Consider the following 13,822-nt stretch of genomic DNA (forward strand, 5'->3'; position numbering starts at 1 on the left):
ACGGAGCACGTGACTGCAGCCGACACCACCGCCGTACTGCTCGCCCAGGCCGGGCGCGGCGCCGGCGTTCCCATCCGGGAGCTTCTCCTCGTCCTGCTCACCGCCGCGGTGGTGACCTTCCTCGCGACCGGTGTGGTGCGGATCCTCGCGCTGAAGTTCGGAGCGGTCGCCGTTCCTCGCGACCGCGACGTGCACGTGACCCCGACCCCGCGGATGGGTGGGGTCGGCATGTACATCGGCCTCGTCGCGGGAATCGTCTTCGCTCAGCAATTGCCTGCTCTGACAAGGGGTTTCGAATTCACCCCGGATATGGGGGCGGCGCTCGCCGCGGCCTCGATCATCGTCGTCGTCGGCATCGTCGACGACCGGTGGGGACTCGACGCGCTCACCAAGTTCGTCGGCCAGGTCACCGCGGCCGGCGTGCTCGTGATCATGGGCGTGAGCTGGATCGTCATCTACGACCCGTTCAGTGCCTCGACACTCGTACTCGACCAGCTCCAGGGCGGTCTCATCACCGTCGCCGTCGCCGCGGTGACGATCAACGCGATGAACTTCGTCGACGGGCTCGACGGACTCGCGGCCGGACTGGGGCTCATCGCCGCACTCGCGATCTGCGCGTTCTCCGTGGGTCTGCTGCTCGATCAGGGCGGCGACGTCTCCGCCTACCCGCCGGCCCTCATGGCCGCGGCCCTCGCCGGCGCCTGCCTCGGCTTCCTGCCGCACAACTTCCAGCCCGCCAAGATCTTCATGGGCGACTCCGGGTCCATGCTCATCGGTCTCATGCTCGCCGCAATCTCCACAAGCGCCTCGGGCCTCATCCCGCTCAGCGCCTACGGTTCGCGCGACCTGCTCGGTCTGCTCTCGCCGCTGATCCTGGTCGGTGCCGTGATGTTCATCCCGATCCTCGACCTGCTCCTCGCGATCGTGCGGCGCACCCGGGCCGGCGTCAGCCCCTTCAGCCCCGACAAGATGCACCTCCACCACCGCCTGCTGCAGATCGGGCACTCGCACCGTCGCGTGGTGCTGCTGCTCTACCTGTGGGTCGGAATCCTGGCCTTCGGGGCTGTCGGTTCCTCGCTGCTCGACCGGCGGGCCGTGGTGTTGATCCTCGCGGGCGGTCTCGTGTTCGCCCTCGTCGTGACCGCTGTGCCGTCGCTGCGGCGGCACGACGAGTCGGGGGAGACGCCGCCGGAGCACTCCCGAGAGGTCGGTTAGGCTCGGATATCGTGACGAACCCGGATCATCCCGAACCCGACCACGGCCTGCCCTCGCTGCCCGACCCGATCGCGCCGATGCGCGCGGCCGTGCGGTACGGCGCCCTCGGTCTTCTCGCGCTCGCCGTCGTGGCGTCGGTGATCTCGGTGCTCGTCGCCGGGATGCCCGGTCTGTGGGGTGCACTCATCGGAGCGGCCGTCGGCGGAGGGTTCATCCTCTTCACCGCACTCGGCGTTCTCCTGACGTCGAAGATGCCGGCGATGACCGCCGGAGCCGTACTTCTCGGCACCTGGCTGCTGAAGCTGATCCTCGCCATCGTCGTGATGGGCTCGCTCGACTCGCTCGACTTCTACAACCGCAACGCGCTCGTCCTCACCATCGTGTTCGCCCTGGTCATCGTTCTGGGAGCCGAGACCTACGGGGTGCTCTCGCAACGTGCCCTGTACGTCGATCCCCAGGCGTCGTCCGGATCCGACAACGACGATCGGTAGTAGCACCGCTTGTCCATAACCCCCCACGTAGGAACCCACCTACGCACTGTCGTAGAGCAGTTGGTAGGGTGAGTTCTACGAGAGTGACGCTGCCCGCATCGGGTTCGAAGAGGGTGCGCAGTTGTGACTTCGTAGGCGGTCGTGTTCAAATGGCCGCCGAGTCGACGAGAGTCGCCGACACCGGCAGGAAGCGGGACCGTTCACGCGGTTCGGACCACTGGCGAATACGCGAGCCGACCTGGTCGACTTCTGGATCGTCAATGTCCGATCGAACCGCAGACGGCATGCCTGCGGCCGACTACGGGAGAGAGCGCTGAGCGTCACCACCTTGGCAGCCGGAGAATTCCACGCGCCGTCACTAGCTGATTTTTTCCCACCGGCAGTCCTGTTCGAAGGAACCCCCTTCGAGATGGACCGGTTGATGCTCATCCGCGTCGCCGTCGCCCTGATCGTCGCGCTGTTCTTCTTCTTCGCGTTGCGGAGTCCGAAGATCGTGCCGCGGGGCGTGCAGAACGTCGCCGAGATCATGCTCGACTTCGTCCGGATCCACATCGCCGAGGACATCCTCGGTAAGGAACAGGGACGCCGGTTCCTCCCGGTGATCGTCACCATCTTCTTCCTGGTGGTCGGTCTGAACCTGACATCGGTCATCCCGTTCCTCAACATCTCGTCCAACGCACGAATCGGTATGCCGATCGTGCTCGCGGCACTCGCCTACATCGTCTTCAACTATGTGGGCATCAAGAAGTACGGATTCTTCCGCTACGTCAAGAGCAGCATCGTCATCCCGAACCTGCCGCCCGCTCTCCACGTGCTGGTGATCCCGATCGAGTTCGTCTCGACGTTCATTCTGCGGCCGTTCACGCTGACCATTCGTCTCATGGCCAACATGCTGGCCGGTCACATCATGCTCGTGCTGTTCTTCAGTGCCACGCAGTTCTTCTTCTTCGATTCCGACGGCTTCATGAAGGTGTTCGGCATCGGTTCTCTCATCGGCGGAATCGCGTTCACCTTCTTCGAGCTCCTGGTGATCGTCCTGCAGGCCTACATCTTCGCGCTGCTCACCGCGGTGTACATCGACTTGGCCCTGCACGCCGAAGAGCACTAGCTCGACGAACGGCACGACCCACATCTACACAAAGACTGACTCGGTTGCCGACTCCCGGGGCCGAGCCACAAGAAAGGGAATGGAACACCAATGAGCGTTGCGCTTCAGGCAGCAGACGTCCTCGCCCAGGAGACCACGATCTCGGGTGCAGGCGCCATCGGCTACGGCCTCGCCGCCATCGGCCCCGGCATCGGCATCGGCATCGTCGTCGGCAAGGCGATCGAGGGCATGGCTCGTCAGCCCGAGATGGCAGGCCAGCTGCGCACCACGATGTTCCTCGGTATCGCCTTCACCGAGGCCCTCGCGCTGATCGGCATCGTCGCCGGCTTCATCTTCTGATCCGACGATCACAATGGCTGACAGCATCCTGATCCTCGCGGCAGAGGAAGGGGAGACTCCCAATCCCCTTCTCCCCGCGACATACGACATCGTCTGGTCGCTGGTCGCCCTGATCCTCGTCGGATTCGTCTTCTGGAAGTTCGTGCTTCCGATGTTCCAGAAGGTGCTCGACGAGCGTTCGGAGCTGATCGAAGGCGGCATCAAGAAGGCAGAGGAAGCTCAGGCGGAGGCTGCGGCCGCGCTCGAGCAGTACCGTAGCCAGCTCGCCGAGGCTCGCACCGAGGCGGCGCAGATCCGTGAAGAGGCCCGTGCACAGGGCCAGCAGATCATCGCCGACATGAAGGCGCAGGCCCAAGAGGAGAGCGACCGTATCGTCGCCGCCGGTCACAACCAGCTGCAGGCCCAGCGCCAGCAGATCGTGGCCGAGCTGCGTAGCGATCTCGGACGCAGCTCCGTGGATCTCGCCGAGAAGATCCTCGGCGAAGCGCTCGCGGACGACGTGAAGCGTGCCGGCTCGATCGATCGGTTCCTCGACGAACTCGACTCCCTCAGCGCTGACTCTGCATCCGGAAAGTGAGCACCATGTACGCAGCAAGCCGTGAGGCACTCGCTCATACGCGTTCCGCGTTGCAGTCCGCCCTGGGCTCGGGTGCCGCGACTGCCGCTGCGGCTCAGGCCGGTTCCGAACTCTTCTCGGTGGTCGAGGCGCTCGACAGCCAGCGCGCCCTCCGGACCGCGCTGGCCGACGCCTCGGCCCCGGCTGCCGTTCGCGAGCGGCTGGCCGAGCAGGTCTTCGGCGGCAAGGTTTCGGCCCAGACCCTCGCGACCGTCAAGGCCGCAGCGGGGCAGGACTGGTCGGCACAGTCCGACCTGACCGACTCGCTCGTCCAGCTCGGCCGTGAGGCACTGCTGAAGGCCGCAGCGGACCAGGACCAGCTCGACACCGTCGAGGACGAACTGTTCCGACTCGGTCGCATCGTGGCAGGCGACCCGGAGCTCGAGCAGACGCTCTCGGATCGCAGCACCCCGGCTTCGGCCAAGCGTGATCTGCTGACGCGCCTGCTGTACGGCAAGGTCACCGCAGTCACCGAGGCGCTGGCGGTCCACGCGGTCGGTCGGCTGAGCAAGTCGCCGGCCGAGACGTTCGACGAGTTGTCGGCGCTCGCCGCGGCCCAGCGGGACCGTGCCGTCGCGCACGTCCGCAGCGCGGCACCGCTCGATGCGAAGCAGGAGGAGCGGCTCACCGCGACCCTGACCCGCATCTACGGGAAGCCTGTGACGGTTCACGTCGAGGTCGATCCCGAGCTTCTCAGTGGATTGGTCGTCCGGGTGGGCGACGAGGTCATCGACGGTAGTGCCGCGGGTCGACTCGCTGCAGTGCGCAAGAGCCTCACGTAGTCCACTACCGAACACACACATAGATCTTTTCGAAGACCAGATACCGAGAGCAGGAAGAACATGGCGGAGCTGACGATCTCCTCCGACGAGATCCGTAGCGCGATTGACAATTACACCGCGAGCTACTCCCCGGAGGCCTCCCGCGAGGAGGTCGGCGTGGTCGTCGACACCAGTGACGGCATCGCGCACATCAGCGGTCTGCCGTCGGCGATGGCCAACGAGCTGCTGGAGTTCCCCGGTGGCGTCCTCGGCGTGGCCCTCAACCTCGAGGCCACCGAGATCGGTGCCGTTATCCTGGGCGACTTCCAGACCATCGAGGAAGGCCAGGAAGTCAAGCGGACCGGCGACGTTCTGTCGGTGCCGGTGAGCGACAACTTCCTCGGTCGCGTCGTGAACCCGCTCGGTCAGCCGATCGACGGCCTCGGCGACATCGAAGCCGATGAGACCCGCGCCCTCGAGCTGCAGGCCGCGACCGTGCTGGAGCGCCAGCCGGTCGAGGAGCCGCTGCAGACCGGCATCAAGGCCATCGACGCGATGACCCCGATCGGCCGTGGCCAGCGTCAGCTCGTGATCGGCGACCGCAAGACGGGCAAGACCGCCGTCTGCATCGACGCGATCCTGAATCAGAAGGCGAACTGGGAGACCGGCGACCCGAAACAGCAGGTCCGCTGCATCTACGTCGCGATCGGCCAGAAGGGCTCGACCATCGCGGGTGTCAAGCAGGCACTCGAGGAGAACGGCGCGATGGAGTACACCACCATCGTCGCGGCTCCGGCCTCCGACTCCGCCGGCTTCAAGTGGCTCGCCCCCTACACCGGTTCGGCCCTCGGCCAGCACTGGATGTACCAGGGCAAGCACGTCCTCATCGTGTTCGACGACCTGACCAAGCAGGCCGAGGCCTACCGCGCCATCTCGCTGCTGCTGCGTCGTCCGCCGGGCCGCGAGGCATACCCCGGCGACGTCTTCTACCTGCACTCGCGTCTGCTGGAGCGCTCCGCCAAGCTCTCCGACGAGCTCGGTGGCGGCTCGCTGACGGCCCTGCCGATCATCGAGACCAAGGCGAACGACGTGTCGGCCTACATCCCGACCAACGTCATCTCCATCACCGACGGCCAGGTCTTCCTCGAGTCCGACCTGTTCAACAAGGGTGTCCGCCCCGCCATCAACGTCGGTATCTCGGTTTCCCGAGTCGGTGGCGCCGCCCAGACCAAGGGCATGAAGAAGGTCTCCGGTTCGCTGCGTCTCGAGCTCGCGCAGTTCCGTGAGCTCGAAGGCTTCGCCGCCTTCGCCTCCGACCTCGACGCCGCGTCGAAGGCTCAGCTCGAGCGCGGTCAGCGTCTCGTCGAGCTCCTCAAGCAGGACCAGTACGCGCCCATCGCAGTCGAGGACCAGATCGTGTCGATCTACCTCGCCGGCGAAGGTGTCTTCGACTCGGTTCCGGTCGAGGACGTGCGTCGCTTCGAGACCGAGCTCCTCGAGGATCTGCACCGCAACGCCGCAGGCGTCTACGAGCAGATCGCCGGTGGCAAGGCCCTGTCCGACGAGTCGATCGAGGCCCTCCGCGCCGCGACCGCCAAGTTCAAGGAGGGCTTCATCGCCTCCGACGGCAGCCGTGTCGTGAACGAGGCAGAGGCCGAGGCCCTCGGTGCCGACGAGATCCAGCAGGAGCAGGTCTCCGTCAAGCGCACCACCGTTCGCAAGTGAGCGGGGAGTCCATGACCCAGCGTCCAGTGAAGGGAGTGTGATCGACGAATGGCGAACTTGCGCGAACTGCGCTCGCGGATCAAGTCGGTCAACTCGACCAAGAAGATCACCAAGGCGCAGGAACTGATCGCGACGTCGCGTATCACGAAGGCCCAGGCCCGAGTGGCAGCGTCCAAGCCGTACGCCGAGGAGATCACCAAGGTGCTCTCCGAGCTGGCGAGTGCGTCGGCCTCGTTGGATCACCCCCTGCTCAACGAGCGCGAGAACCCCAAGCGTGCCGCAGTGCTGGTAGTGACCAGCGACCGCGGTATGGCCGGCGGTTACAACTCCAACGTCCTCAAGGAAGCCGAGGAGCTGCGTCAGCTGCTCCTCAGCGAGGGCAAGGAGCCTGTGCTGTACGTGATGGGCGGTAAGGGCCTCGGCTACTACACGTTCCGTGAGCGTGAAGTGGCCGCTGCCTGGACGGGCTTCTCGCAGGACCCCCGTTACACGGACGCCGCGAAGGCGAGCCGTCACCTGGTCGAGCTGTTCATGGCGGGTTCGGGCACCGAGGTGCCCGCACCGAACGGCGAGGGCACCATCGAGGGCGTCGACGAACTGCACATCGTCTACACCCGCTTCGTGTCGATGCTGACCCAGACCCCCCAGGTTCGCAGAATGGCTCCGCTCGAAGTGAGCATCACCGAGGACGAGATCGACCTCGGCGAGGACATGCTCACCGACGGACGCCGCGCCACGGACAACGAGGGACCGCAGGCCGTGTACAACTTCGAGCCGGAAGCCGGAGTTCTGCTCGAGGCTCTCCTGCCGAAGTACATCAGCACGCGCATCTACGCGTCGCTGCTGGACGCGGCGGCCTCCGAGTCGGCAGCCCGTCGTACCGCCATGAAGGCCGCGACGGACAATGCCACGGAATTGGTGAACACCCTCAGCCGTCAGGCGAACCAGGCCCGGCAGGCCCAGATCACCCAGGAAATCAGCGAGATCGTCGGCGGTGCCGGTGCGCTCGCCTCGAGTGCAGGAAGTGACTGAACCACAATGACCGCAGCAGTAACCGACAACAACGCCGGTGCGGCGTCGGCCCTTGCCGGGCGCGTCGTCCGCGTCATCGGCGCCGTCGTCGACGTGGAATTCCCGCGTGGCGCCGTGCCCGAGCTGTTCAACGCCCTGCACGCAGAGGTCACTCTGCCGTCCGTGGCGAAGACCCTGACCCTCGAAGTCGCGCAGCACCTGGGTGACAACCTGGTCCGCACGATCTCGATGCAGCCCACCGACGGCCTGGTGCGTGGCGCCCCCGTCAGCGACACCGGCAAGCCGATCTCGGTTCCCGTCGGCGACGTCGTCAAGGGCCACGTGTTCAACGCGCTGGGCGACTGCCTCGACGCGCCGGGCACCGGACGCGACGGCGAGCAGTGGGGCATCCACCGCAAGCCCCCGGCCTTCGACCAACTCGAGGGCAAGACCGAGATCCTCGAGACCGGCATCAAGGTCATCGACCTGCTGACCCCGTACGTGAAGGGCGGCAAGATCGGTCTGTTCGGTGGTGCCGGTGTCGGCAAGACCGTTCTGATCCAGGAGATGATCACCCGTATCGCGCGTGAGTTCTCCGGTACGTCGGTGTTCGCCGGCGTCGGTGAGCGCACCCGTGAGGGCACCGACCTCCACCTCGAGATGGAAGAGATGGGCGTCCTCCAGGACACCGCCCTCGTCTTCGGCCAGATGGACGAGCCGCCGGGCACGCGTATGCGCGTCGCCCTGTCGGCCCTGACGATGGCGGAGTACTTCCGCGACGTCCAGGGACAGGACGTGCTCCTGTTCATCGACAACATCTTCCGCTTCACGCAGGCCGGCTCGGAGGTTTCGACCCTCCTCGGCCGTATGCCGTCGGCCGTGGGTTACCAGCCCACGCTCGCGGACGAGATGGGTGAGCTCCAGGAGCGCATCACCTCGACGCGTGGCCGCTCGATCACCTCGCTGCAGGCGATCTACGTGCCCGCCGACGACTACACCGACCCCGCGCCGGCCACGACGTTCGCTCACCTCGATGCGACCACCGAGCTCTCGCGTCCGATCTCGCAGATGGGTATCTACCCCGCTGTGGACCCGCTGACGTCGACCTCGCGAATCCTCGAGCCGGGCATCGTCGGTGCCGACCACTTCCGGGTGGCCAACGAGGTCAAGCGCATCCTGCAGAAGTACAAGGAACTGCAGGACATCATCGCCATCCTCGGTATGGACGAGCTCTCCGAAGAAGACAAGGTCACGGTCGCCCGTGCCCGTCGTCTCCAGAAGTTCCTCGGCCAGAACTTCATCGTCGCCGAGAAGTTCACGGGTCAGCCGGGTTCGGTCGTGCCGCTCGCCGACACCATCGAGGCCTTCGACCGCGTGTGCAAGGGCGAGTTCGACCACCTGCCCGAGCAGGCGTTCAACAGCTGCGGTGGACTCGACGACGTCGAGGCTGCAGCCAAGAAGATCGCCGGAAAGTAGGCCACCGTGGCTGAGATGAGCGTGGACATCGTTGCCGTCGAGGAGCGTGTGTGGTCCGGATCGGCGACTCTCGTCACCGCCCAGACCACCGAGGGCGAGATCGGCATCATGCCCGGTCACGAGCCCGTGCTCGGCCAGCTCGTCGAGGGTGGCGTCGTGTCCGTCAGGACCGCGGACGGTGAGCGGATCGTCATGGCCGTCCATGGCGGATTCCTCTCGGTGACCGCGACGACGGTGACGGTGCTCGCCGAAGCCGCCGACCGCGTGGAGGACATCGACGTCGAGGCAGCCAAGTCGACTCTGAACGATGCAGATCGTGACGAGTCGGAGATCGCAGCGGCCCGCGGCCGCCTGCGGGCTGTCGAACGAGCCTGATCGTCGAACAACGAGAAGCCGCGACGGAGCCGACGAGCAGTGTCACCTGGATTTCTGATTCTCAGTATCCTTGTGGTGCTGCTCGCGGTCTCCGTCGCGGCTTTGTTGTACCGCCTCTTTGCCCTGCGCGGCGGGGGTACCGCCGCCATTCTGCGAGTGATGCCTCAGAACGAGGGTTCCGGCTGGAGGCACGGAATCGTTCGGTACGGCGACGAGACACTCGCGTTCTACAAGCTTTCGAGCCTTCGGCCCGGACCCGACGTACGACTGACCCGTCAGGGCATCGATGTGCGTTCGCGACGGAAGCCGGAAGGCAGTGAATTCGACATCATGACCGAGGACATCGTGATCCTCGATGTGATCGACCGCGACGACTCGTACGAGATCGCGCTCGACAGCGGCGCTTTGATGGCCTTCATGTCCTGGGTCGAATCCAGGCCCGACGGCCGGTCGCAGCGCCGCCGCCCCCTCTAGAGGGACTTCTTCACGCGCCCGCTCCCGGCTTCCACAGCACGTCGCCGTCCGGGTTCGCGATCCGGCCCAGGATGAACAGCAGATCCGAGAGCCGGTTCAGGTACTTCGCGGGCAGGACGTTCGTGTCGTCCGGAGCCGCGTCCACCGCCGCCCACGCCGACCGTTCCGCACGTCGTGCCACCGTCCTGGCGGTGTGCAACAGAGCCGCCCCCGGCGTGCCGCCGGGAAGAATGAACGAGTTGAGCGGTTCCAGCTCCTCGTTGAATTCGTCGCACCAGCCCTCGAGCCGGTCGATGTACTGCTGGGTGATCCGCAGCGGCGGGTACTTCGGGTTCTCGACCACGGGCGTCGACAGATCCGCGCCGGCATCGAAGAGATCGTTCTGAATCTGTCGGAGTACCGGGACGAGCCGTTCCGGGAGCGCTCCCAGTGCGAGGGCCACACCGATCGCCGCGTTGGTCTCGTCGCAATCGGCGTAGGCGACCAGACGAGGATCGTTCTTCGAGACGCGCGAGAAGTCGCTGAGCCCCGTTGTTCCGTCGTCTCCGGTGCGCGTATAGATCCGTGTCAGGTGGACTGCCATGCGCGTCACGGTACCGGCTCTGCTCTTCCCGCGGACACGCCCGTTACGCTGTGTCGTTGTGAGTGAACGCTTTCTTGTCACAGGTGGGAACCGCCTTTCCGGCGACGTCGTCGTCGGGGGTGCCAAGAACAGCGTCCTCAAGTTGATGGCTGCGGCGCTGCTCGCCGAGGGCACCACCACGATCACCAACTGCCCCGACATCCTCGACGTGCCCCTGATGGCCGACGTCCTGCGTGGACTCGGCTGCGAGGTCGAACTCGAAGGCGACGCCGTACGCATCACGACGCCTGCCGAACCCGAGTACCGCGCCGACTTCGCGGCAGTGCGGCAGTTCCGGGCGTCGGTCTGCGTACTCGGCCCGCTGGTTGCACGCTGCCGCAAGGCGATCGTGGCGCTGCCCGGCGGCGACGCCATCGGCTCCCGTCCGCTCGACATGCACCAGGCGGGTCTGCGACTGCTCGGCGCCCATTCGTCGATCGAGCACGGATGCGTCGTCGCGGAAGCGGACGATCTGCACGGTGCCACCATCCGTCTGGCGTTCCCTTCGGTGGGAGCGACGGAGAACATCCTCATGGCCGCGGTCCTCGCCAAGGGGGACACGACCATCGACAACGCGGCCCGCGAACCCGAGATCGTCGACCTGTGCAACATGCTCGTCCGCATGGGGGCACGGATCACCGGTGCGGGCAGTACGACGCTGCGGGTCTCGGGAGTCTCGTCCCTCCGTCCCACCGAGCACCGGTGCATCGGCGACCGGATCGTTGCGGCGACGTGGGGGATCGCAGCTGTGATGACGCGGGGCGATATCGCCGTCCGTGGCGTCAATCCGAAGCATCTCGCGTTGGTGCTGGACAAGTTGCGCAGTGCCGGCGCCGAAGTCATGCCGTTGGCAGACGGATTCCACGTCGTGCAGAAGGAGCGGCCCCGTGCCGTCAACTTCGCGACGCTGCCGTATCCGGGATTCCCCACCGACCTGCAGCCCATGGCCATCGGTCTCGCGGCCATCGCCGACGGGACGTCGATGATCACCGAGAACGTCTTCGAAGCACGGTTCCGGTTCGTCGAGGAGATGGTGCGTCTCGGAGCGGACGCCCGCACCGACGGCCACCACGCGGTCGTGCGGGGAGTGGAGCAGTTGTCGAGTGCTCCCGTGTGGGCATCGGACATTCGTGCGGGCGCAGGTCTGGTGCTCGCCGGCCTGTGTGCGGACGGGGTCACGGAAGTGCACGACGTCTACCACATCGACCGTGGTTATCCGCGGTTCGTCGAGATCCTCCAGGAGCTCGGCGGAACCATCGAGCGGGTGGGTGTCGAGGAAGGCCGACTCCTGTCTCACTAGGGAGGAAACCCTGTTCGGGCCCTGTGTCCGGCGTCACCGGAAGCGATTTCGGTCCGGTCGGCGCCTCTCGGAGACATTCACCTGGGCTTTTCTCGAGGACTACCACCTCTGACCAGGCGATTTGGCAGGGAGTTGATCCTCGCGTAACTTATTCCAGGTCAGAGCGACGCGGACACCGACCCGGGCCGAGAGGAACGGGAAAACGAGGTTGGACGAAGGCGCCTGAACTTGGTTACGAGTCCCCGATTCTTCTGGTAAGGTCGGTGGCCCCGGAGGTCGAAGAGACCTCCTGATGGACAATCACCCCGGAGTGAACGAACCGGAAGGTTCGGGAGCGATGGTGTGTGCGTGTTCTTTGAGAACTCAACAGTGTGCCGATGAATGTCAGTGCCAAATATTTTTGGTACTCCGCTCCATCGTTTCGATGGGGTGGGTATTTGCTGATCGTCTCATTCTTCCGTCTGGGATGATCAGTGTTTGAGCTAGTTTGAGTTTTTTTGCTAGTGATTTGACTCTTTTGTCTTTGACTGATTGCCCCTTCGGGGTGATTGTGAGTCTTCAACGGAGAGTTTGATCCTGGCTCAGGACGAACGCTGGCGGCGTGCTTAACACATGCAAGTCGAACGATGAAGCCCAGCTTGCTGGGTGGATTAGTGGCGAACGGGTGAGTAACACGTGGGTGATCTGCCCTGCACTCTGGGATAAGCCTGGGAAACTGGGTCTAATACCGGATATGACCTCGGGATGCATGTTCTGGGGTGGAAAGTTTTTCGGTGCAGGATGAGCCCGCGGCCTATCAGCTTGTTGGTGGGGTAATGGCCTACCAAGGCGACGACGGGTAGCCGGCCTGAGAGGGCGACCGGCCACACTGGGACTGAGACACGGCCCAGACTCCTACGGGAGGCAGCAGTGGGGAATATTGCACAATGGGCGCAAGCCTGATGCAGCGACGCCGCGTGAGGGATGACGGCCTTCGGGTTGTAAACCTCTTTCACCCATGACGAAGCGCAAGTGACGGTAGTGGGAGAAGAAGCACCGGCCAACTACGTGCCAGCAGCCGCGGTAATACGTAGGGTGCGAGCGTTGTCCGGAATTACTGGGCGTAAAGAGCTCGTAGGCGGTTTGTCGCGTCGTCTGTGAAATCCCGCAGCTCAACTGCGGGCTTGCAGGCGATACGGGCAGACTCGAGTACTGCAGGGGAGACTGGAATTCCTGGTGTAGCGGTGAAATGCGCAGATATCAGGAGGAACACCGGTGGCGAAGGCGGGTCTCTGGGCAGTAACTGACGCTGAGGAGCGAAAGCGTGGGTAGCGAACAGGATTAGATACCCTGGTAGTCCACGCCGTAAACGGTGGGCGCTAGGTGTGGGTTTCCTTCCACGGGATCCGTGCCGTAGCCAACGCATTAAGCGCCCCGCCTGGGGAGTACGGCCGCAAGGCTAAAACTCAAAGGAATTGACGGGGGCCCGCACAAGCGGCGGAGCATGTGGATTAATTCGATGCAACGCGAAGAACCTTACCTGGGTTTGACATGTACCGGACGACTGCAGAGATGTGGTTTCCCTTGTGGCCGGTAGACAGGTGGTGCATGGCTGTCGTCAGCTCGTGTCGTGAGATGTTGGGTTAAGTCCCGCAACGAGCGCAACCCTTGTCCTGTGTTGCCAGCACGTGATGGTGGGGACTCGCAGGAGACTGCCGGGGTCAACTCGGAGGAAGGTGGGGACGACGTCAAGTCATCATGCCCCTTATGTCCAGGGCTTCACACATGCTACAATGGTCGGTACAGAGGGCTGCGATACCGTGAGGTGGAGCGAATCCCTTAAAGCCGGTCTCAGTTCGGATCGGGGTCTGCAACTCGACCCCGTGAAGTCGGAGTCGCTAGTAATCGCAGATCAGCAACGCTGCGGTGAATACGTTCCCGGGCCTTGTACACACCGCCCGTCACGTCATGAAAGTCGGTAACACCCGAAGCCGGTGGCCTAACCCCTTGTGGGAGGGAGCCGTCGAAGGTGGGATCGGCGATTGGGACGAAGTCGTAACAAGGTAGCCGTACCGGAAGGTGCGGCTGGATCACCTCCTTTCTAAGGAGCATCTGCCCACACACCCCGAACAGTCGGGTGTGGTGTGCGGCCAGAGACCGATTGTCCCCGATCGTGGGACACGGTTGCTCATGGGTGGAACGCTGACAACCATCACCGCGTATGGCGGGGATACAGATCCTCGTCGCGGTGGTTATATCGGTGCACTGTTGGGTCCTGAGAGAACACGCAATGTGTTTGATCAGCGACGATGATCCGCGAAACAAGGAAA

At 64.6% G+C, this 13,822-nt stretch carries 13 protein-coding genes and 1 rRNA gene; 13 read left to right on the forward strand and 1 reads right to left on the reverse strand.

Annotation, left to right across the window (positions count from 1 at the left end; genetic code table 11):
• Nucleotides 1-9: 9 nt before the first annotated feature.
• From KXC42_RS07890 to KXC42_RS07940, 11 genes are all read left to right on the forward strand, one after another.
• Entirely contained in the window at nt 10-1,215 is a 1,206-nt protein-coding gene (locus tag KXC42_RS07890) for an MraY family glycosyltransferase (RefSeq protein ID WP_006552588.1), read from the forward strand.
• Between the two features lie 11 nt (nt 1,216-1,226).
• Nucleotides 1,227-1,706, forward strand: coding sequence for a hypothetical protein (locus KXC42_RS07895; protein WP_006552589.1), 480 nt, complete (start codon nt 1,227-1,229; stop codon nt 1,704-1,706).
• 409 nt (nt 1,707-2,115) lie between these two features.
• A complete protein-coding gene (gene atpB / locus KXC42_RS07900; RefSeq protein ID WP_006552590.1) occupies nt 2,116-2,814 on the forward strand; it encodes a F0F1 ATP synthase subunit A in 699 nt (232 codons plus the stop codon).
• A gap of 90 nt (nt 2,815-2,904) precedes the next feature.
• Complete coding sequence (locus KXC42_RS07905) at nt 2,905-3,153, forward strand: ATP synthase F0 subunit C (RefSeq protein WP_006552591.1); 249 nt, start codon at nt 2,905-2,907, stop codon at nt 3,151-3,153.
• Nucleotides 3,154-3,166: 13 nt separating this feature from the next.
• On the forward strand, nt 3,167-3,730 hold the full coding sequence (locus tag KXC42_RS07910; protein WP_006552592.1) for a F0F1 ATP synthase subunit B: 564 nt from the start codon (nt 3,167-3,169) through the stop codon (nt 3,728-3,730).
• Between the two features lie 5 nt (nt 3,731-3,735).
• Entirely contained in the window at nt 3,736-4,551 is an 816-nt protein-coding gene (locus tag KXC42_RS07915) for a F0F1 ATP synthase subunit delta (RefSeq protein ID WP_024103705.1), read from the forward strand.
• 60 nt (nt 4,552-4,611) lie between these two features.
• Nucleotides 4,612-6,255 carry a F0F1 ATP synthase subunit alpha gene (gene atpA / locus KXC42_RS07920; protein ID WP_006552594.1) on the forward strand — a complete coding sequence of 548 codons (1,644 nt, stop codon included), beginning with the start codon at nt 4,612-4,614 and terminating at the stop codon, nt 6,253-6,255.
• Nucleotides 6,256-6,303: 48 nt separating this feature from the next.
• A complete protein-coding gene (locus tag KXC42_RS07925; protein ID WP_006552595.1) occupies nt 6,304-7,287 on the forward strand; it encodes a F0F1 ATP synthase subunit gamma in 984 nt (327 codons plus the stop codon).
• Nucleotides 7,288-7,293: 6 nt separating this feature from the next.
• Nucleotides 7,294-8,742, forward strand: coding sequence for a F0F1 ATP synthase subunit beta (gene atpD / locus KXC42_RS07930; protein ID WP_016692470.1), 1,449 nt, complete (start codon nt 7,294-7,296; stop codon nt 8,740-8,742).
• Nucleotides 8,743-8,748: 6 nt separating this feature from the next.
• Entirely contained in the window at nt 8,749-9,117 is a 369-nt protein-coding gene (locus KXC42_RS07935; protein ID WP_006552597.1) for a F0F1 ATP synthase subunit epsilon, read from the forward strand.
• Nucleotides 9,118-9,192: 75 nt separating this feature from the next.
• Nucleotides 9,193-9,591 (forward strand): DUF2550 domain-containing protein, encoded by a 399-nt coding sequence (locus KXC42_RS07940; protein WP_371683106.1) that lies wholly within the window; start codon nt 9,193-9,195, stop codon nt 9,589-9,591.
• A 10-nt stretch (nt 9,592-9,601) separates the two neighbouring features.
• Here the strand turns inward: KXC42_RS07940 and KXC42_RS07945 are convergent, their stop codons facing one another.
• Nucleotides 9,602-10,174, reverse strand: a complete 573-nt coding sequence (locus KXC42_RS07945) for a cob(I)yrinic acid a,c-diamide adenosyltransferase (RefSeq protein ID WP_019288973.1) — start codon at nt 10,172-10,174, stop codon at nt 9,602-9,604.
• A gap of 58 nt (nt 10,175-10,232) precedes the next feature.
• Between KXC42_RS07945 and murA the strand changes: the two genes are divergently transcribed.
• Both murA and KXC42_RS07955 read left to right on the forward strand, forming a co-directional pair.
• Nucleotides 10,233-11,513, forward strand: a complete 1,281-nt coding sequence (murA, locus tag KXC42_RS07950; RefSeq protein WP_019288974.1) for a UDP-N-acetylglucosamine 1-carboxyvinyltransferase — start codon at nt 10,233-10,235, stop codon at nt 11,511-11,513.
• A gap of 558 nt (nt 11,514-12,071) precedes the next feature.
• Nucleotides 12,072-13,593, forward strand: a 16S ribosomal RNA gene (locus KXC42_RS07955).
• Nucleotides 13,594-13,822 lie beyond the last annotated feature (229 nt).

The sequence above is a fragment of the Rhodococcus sp. LW-XY12 genome (assembly GCF_019317345.1).
GTDB lineage: Bacteria > Actinomycetota > Actinomycetes > Mycobacteriales > Mycobacteriaceae > Rhodococcus > Rhodococcus pyridinivorans.

Coding starts and splice junctions, on each gene's coding strand:
- atpB (WP_006552590.1), top strand. CDS start 2,116: ATGGACCGGTTGATGCTCATCCGCGTCGCCGTCGCCCTGATCGTCGCG.
- KXC42_RS07905 (WP_006552591.1), top strand. CDS start 2,905: ATGAGCGTTGCGCTTCAGGCAGCAGACGTCCTCGCCCAGGAGACCACG.
- KXC42_RS07915 (WP_024103705.1), top strand. CDS start 3,736: ATGTACGCAGCAAGCCGTGAGGCACTCGCTCATACGCGTTCCGCGTTG.
- atpA (WP_006552594.1), top strand. CDS start 4,612: ATGGCGGAGCTGACGATCTCCTCCGACGAGATCCGTAGCGCGATTGAC.
- atpD (WP_016692470.1), top strand. CDS start 7,294: ATGACCGCAGCAGTAACCGACAACAACGCCGGTGCGGCGTCGGCCCTT.
- KXC42_RS07910 (WP_006552592.1), top strand. CDS start 3,167: ATGGCTGACAGCATCCTGATCCTCGCGGCAGAGGAAGGGGAGACTCCC.
- KXC42_RS07945 (WP_019288973.1), bottom strand. CDS start 10,174: ATGGCAGTCCACCTGACACGGATCTATACGCGCACCGGAGACGACGGA.
- KXC42_RS07925 (WP_006552595.1), top strand. CDS start 6,304: ATGGCGAACTTGCGCGAACTGCGCTCGCGGATCAAGTCGGTCAACTCG.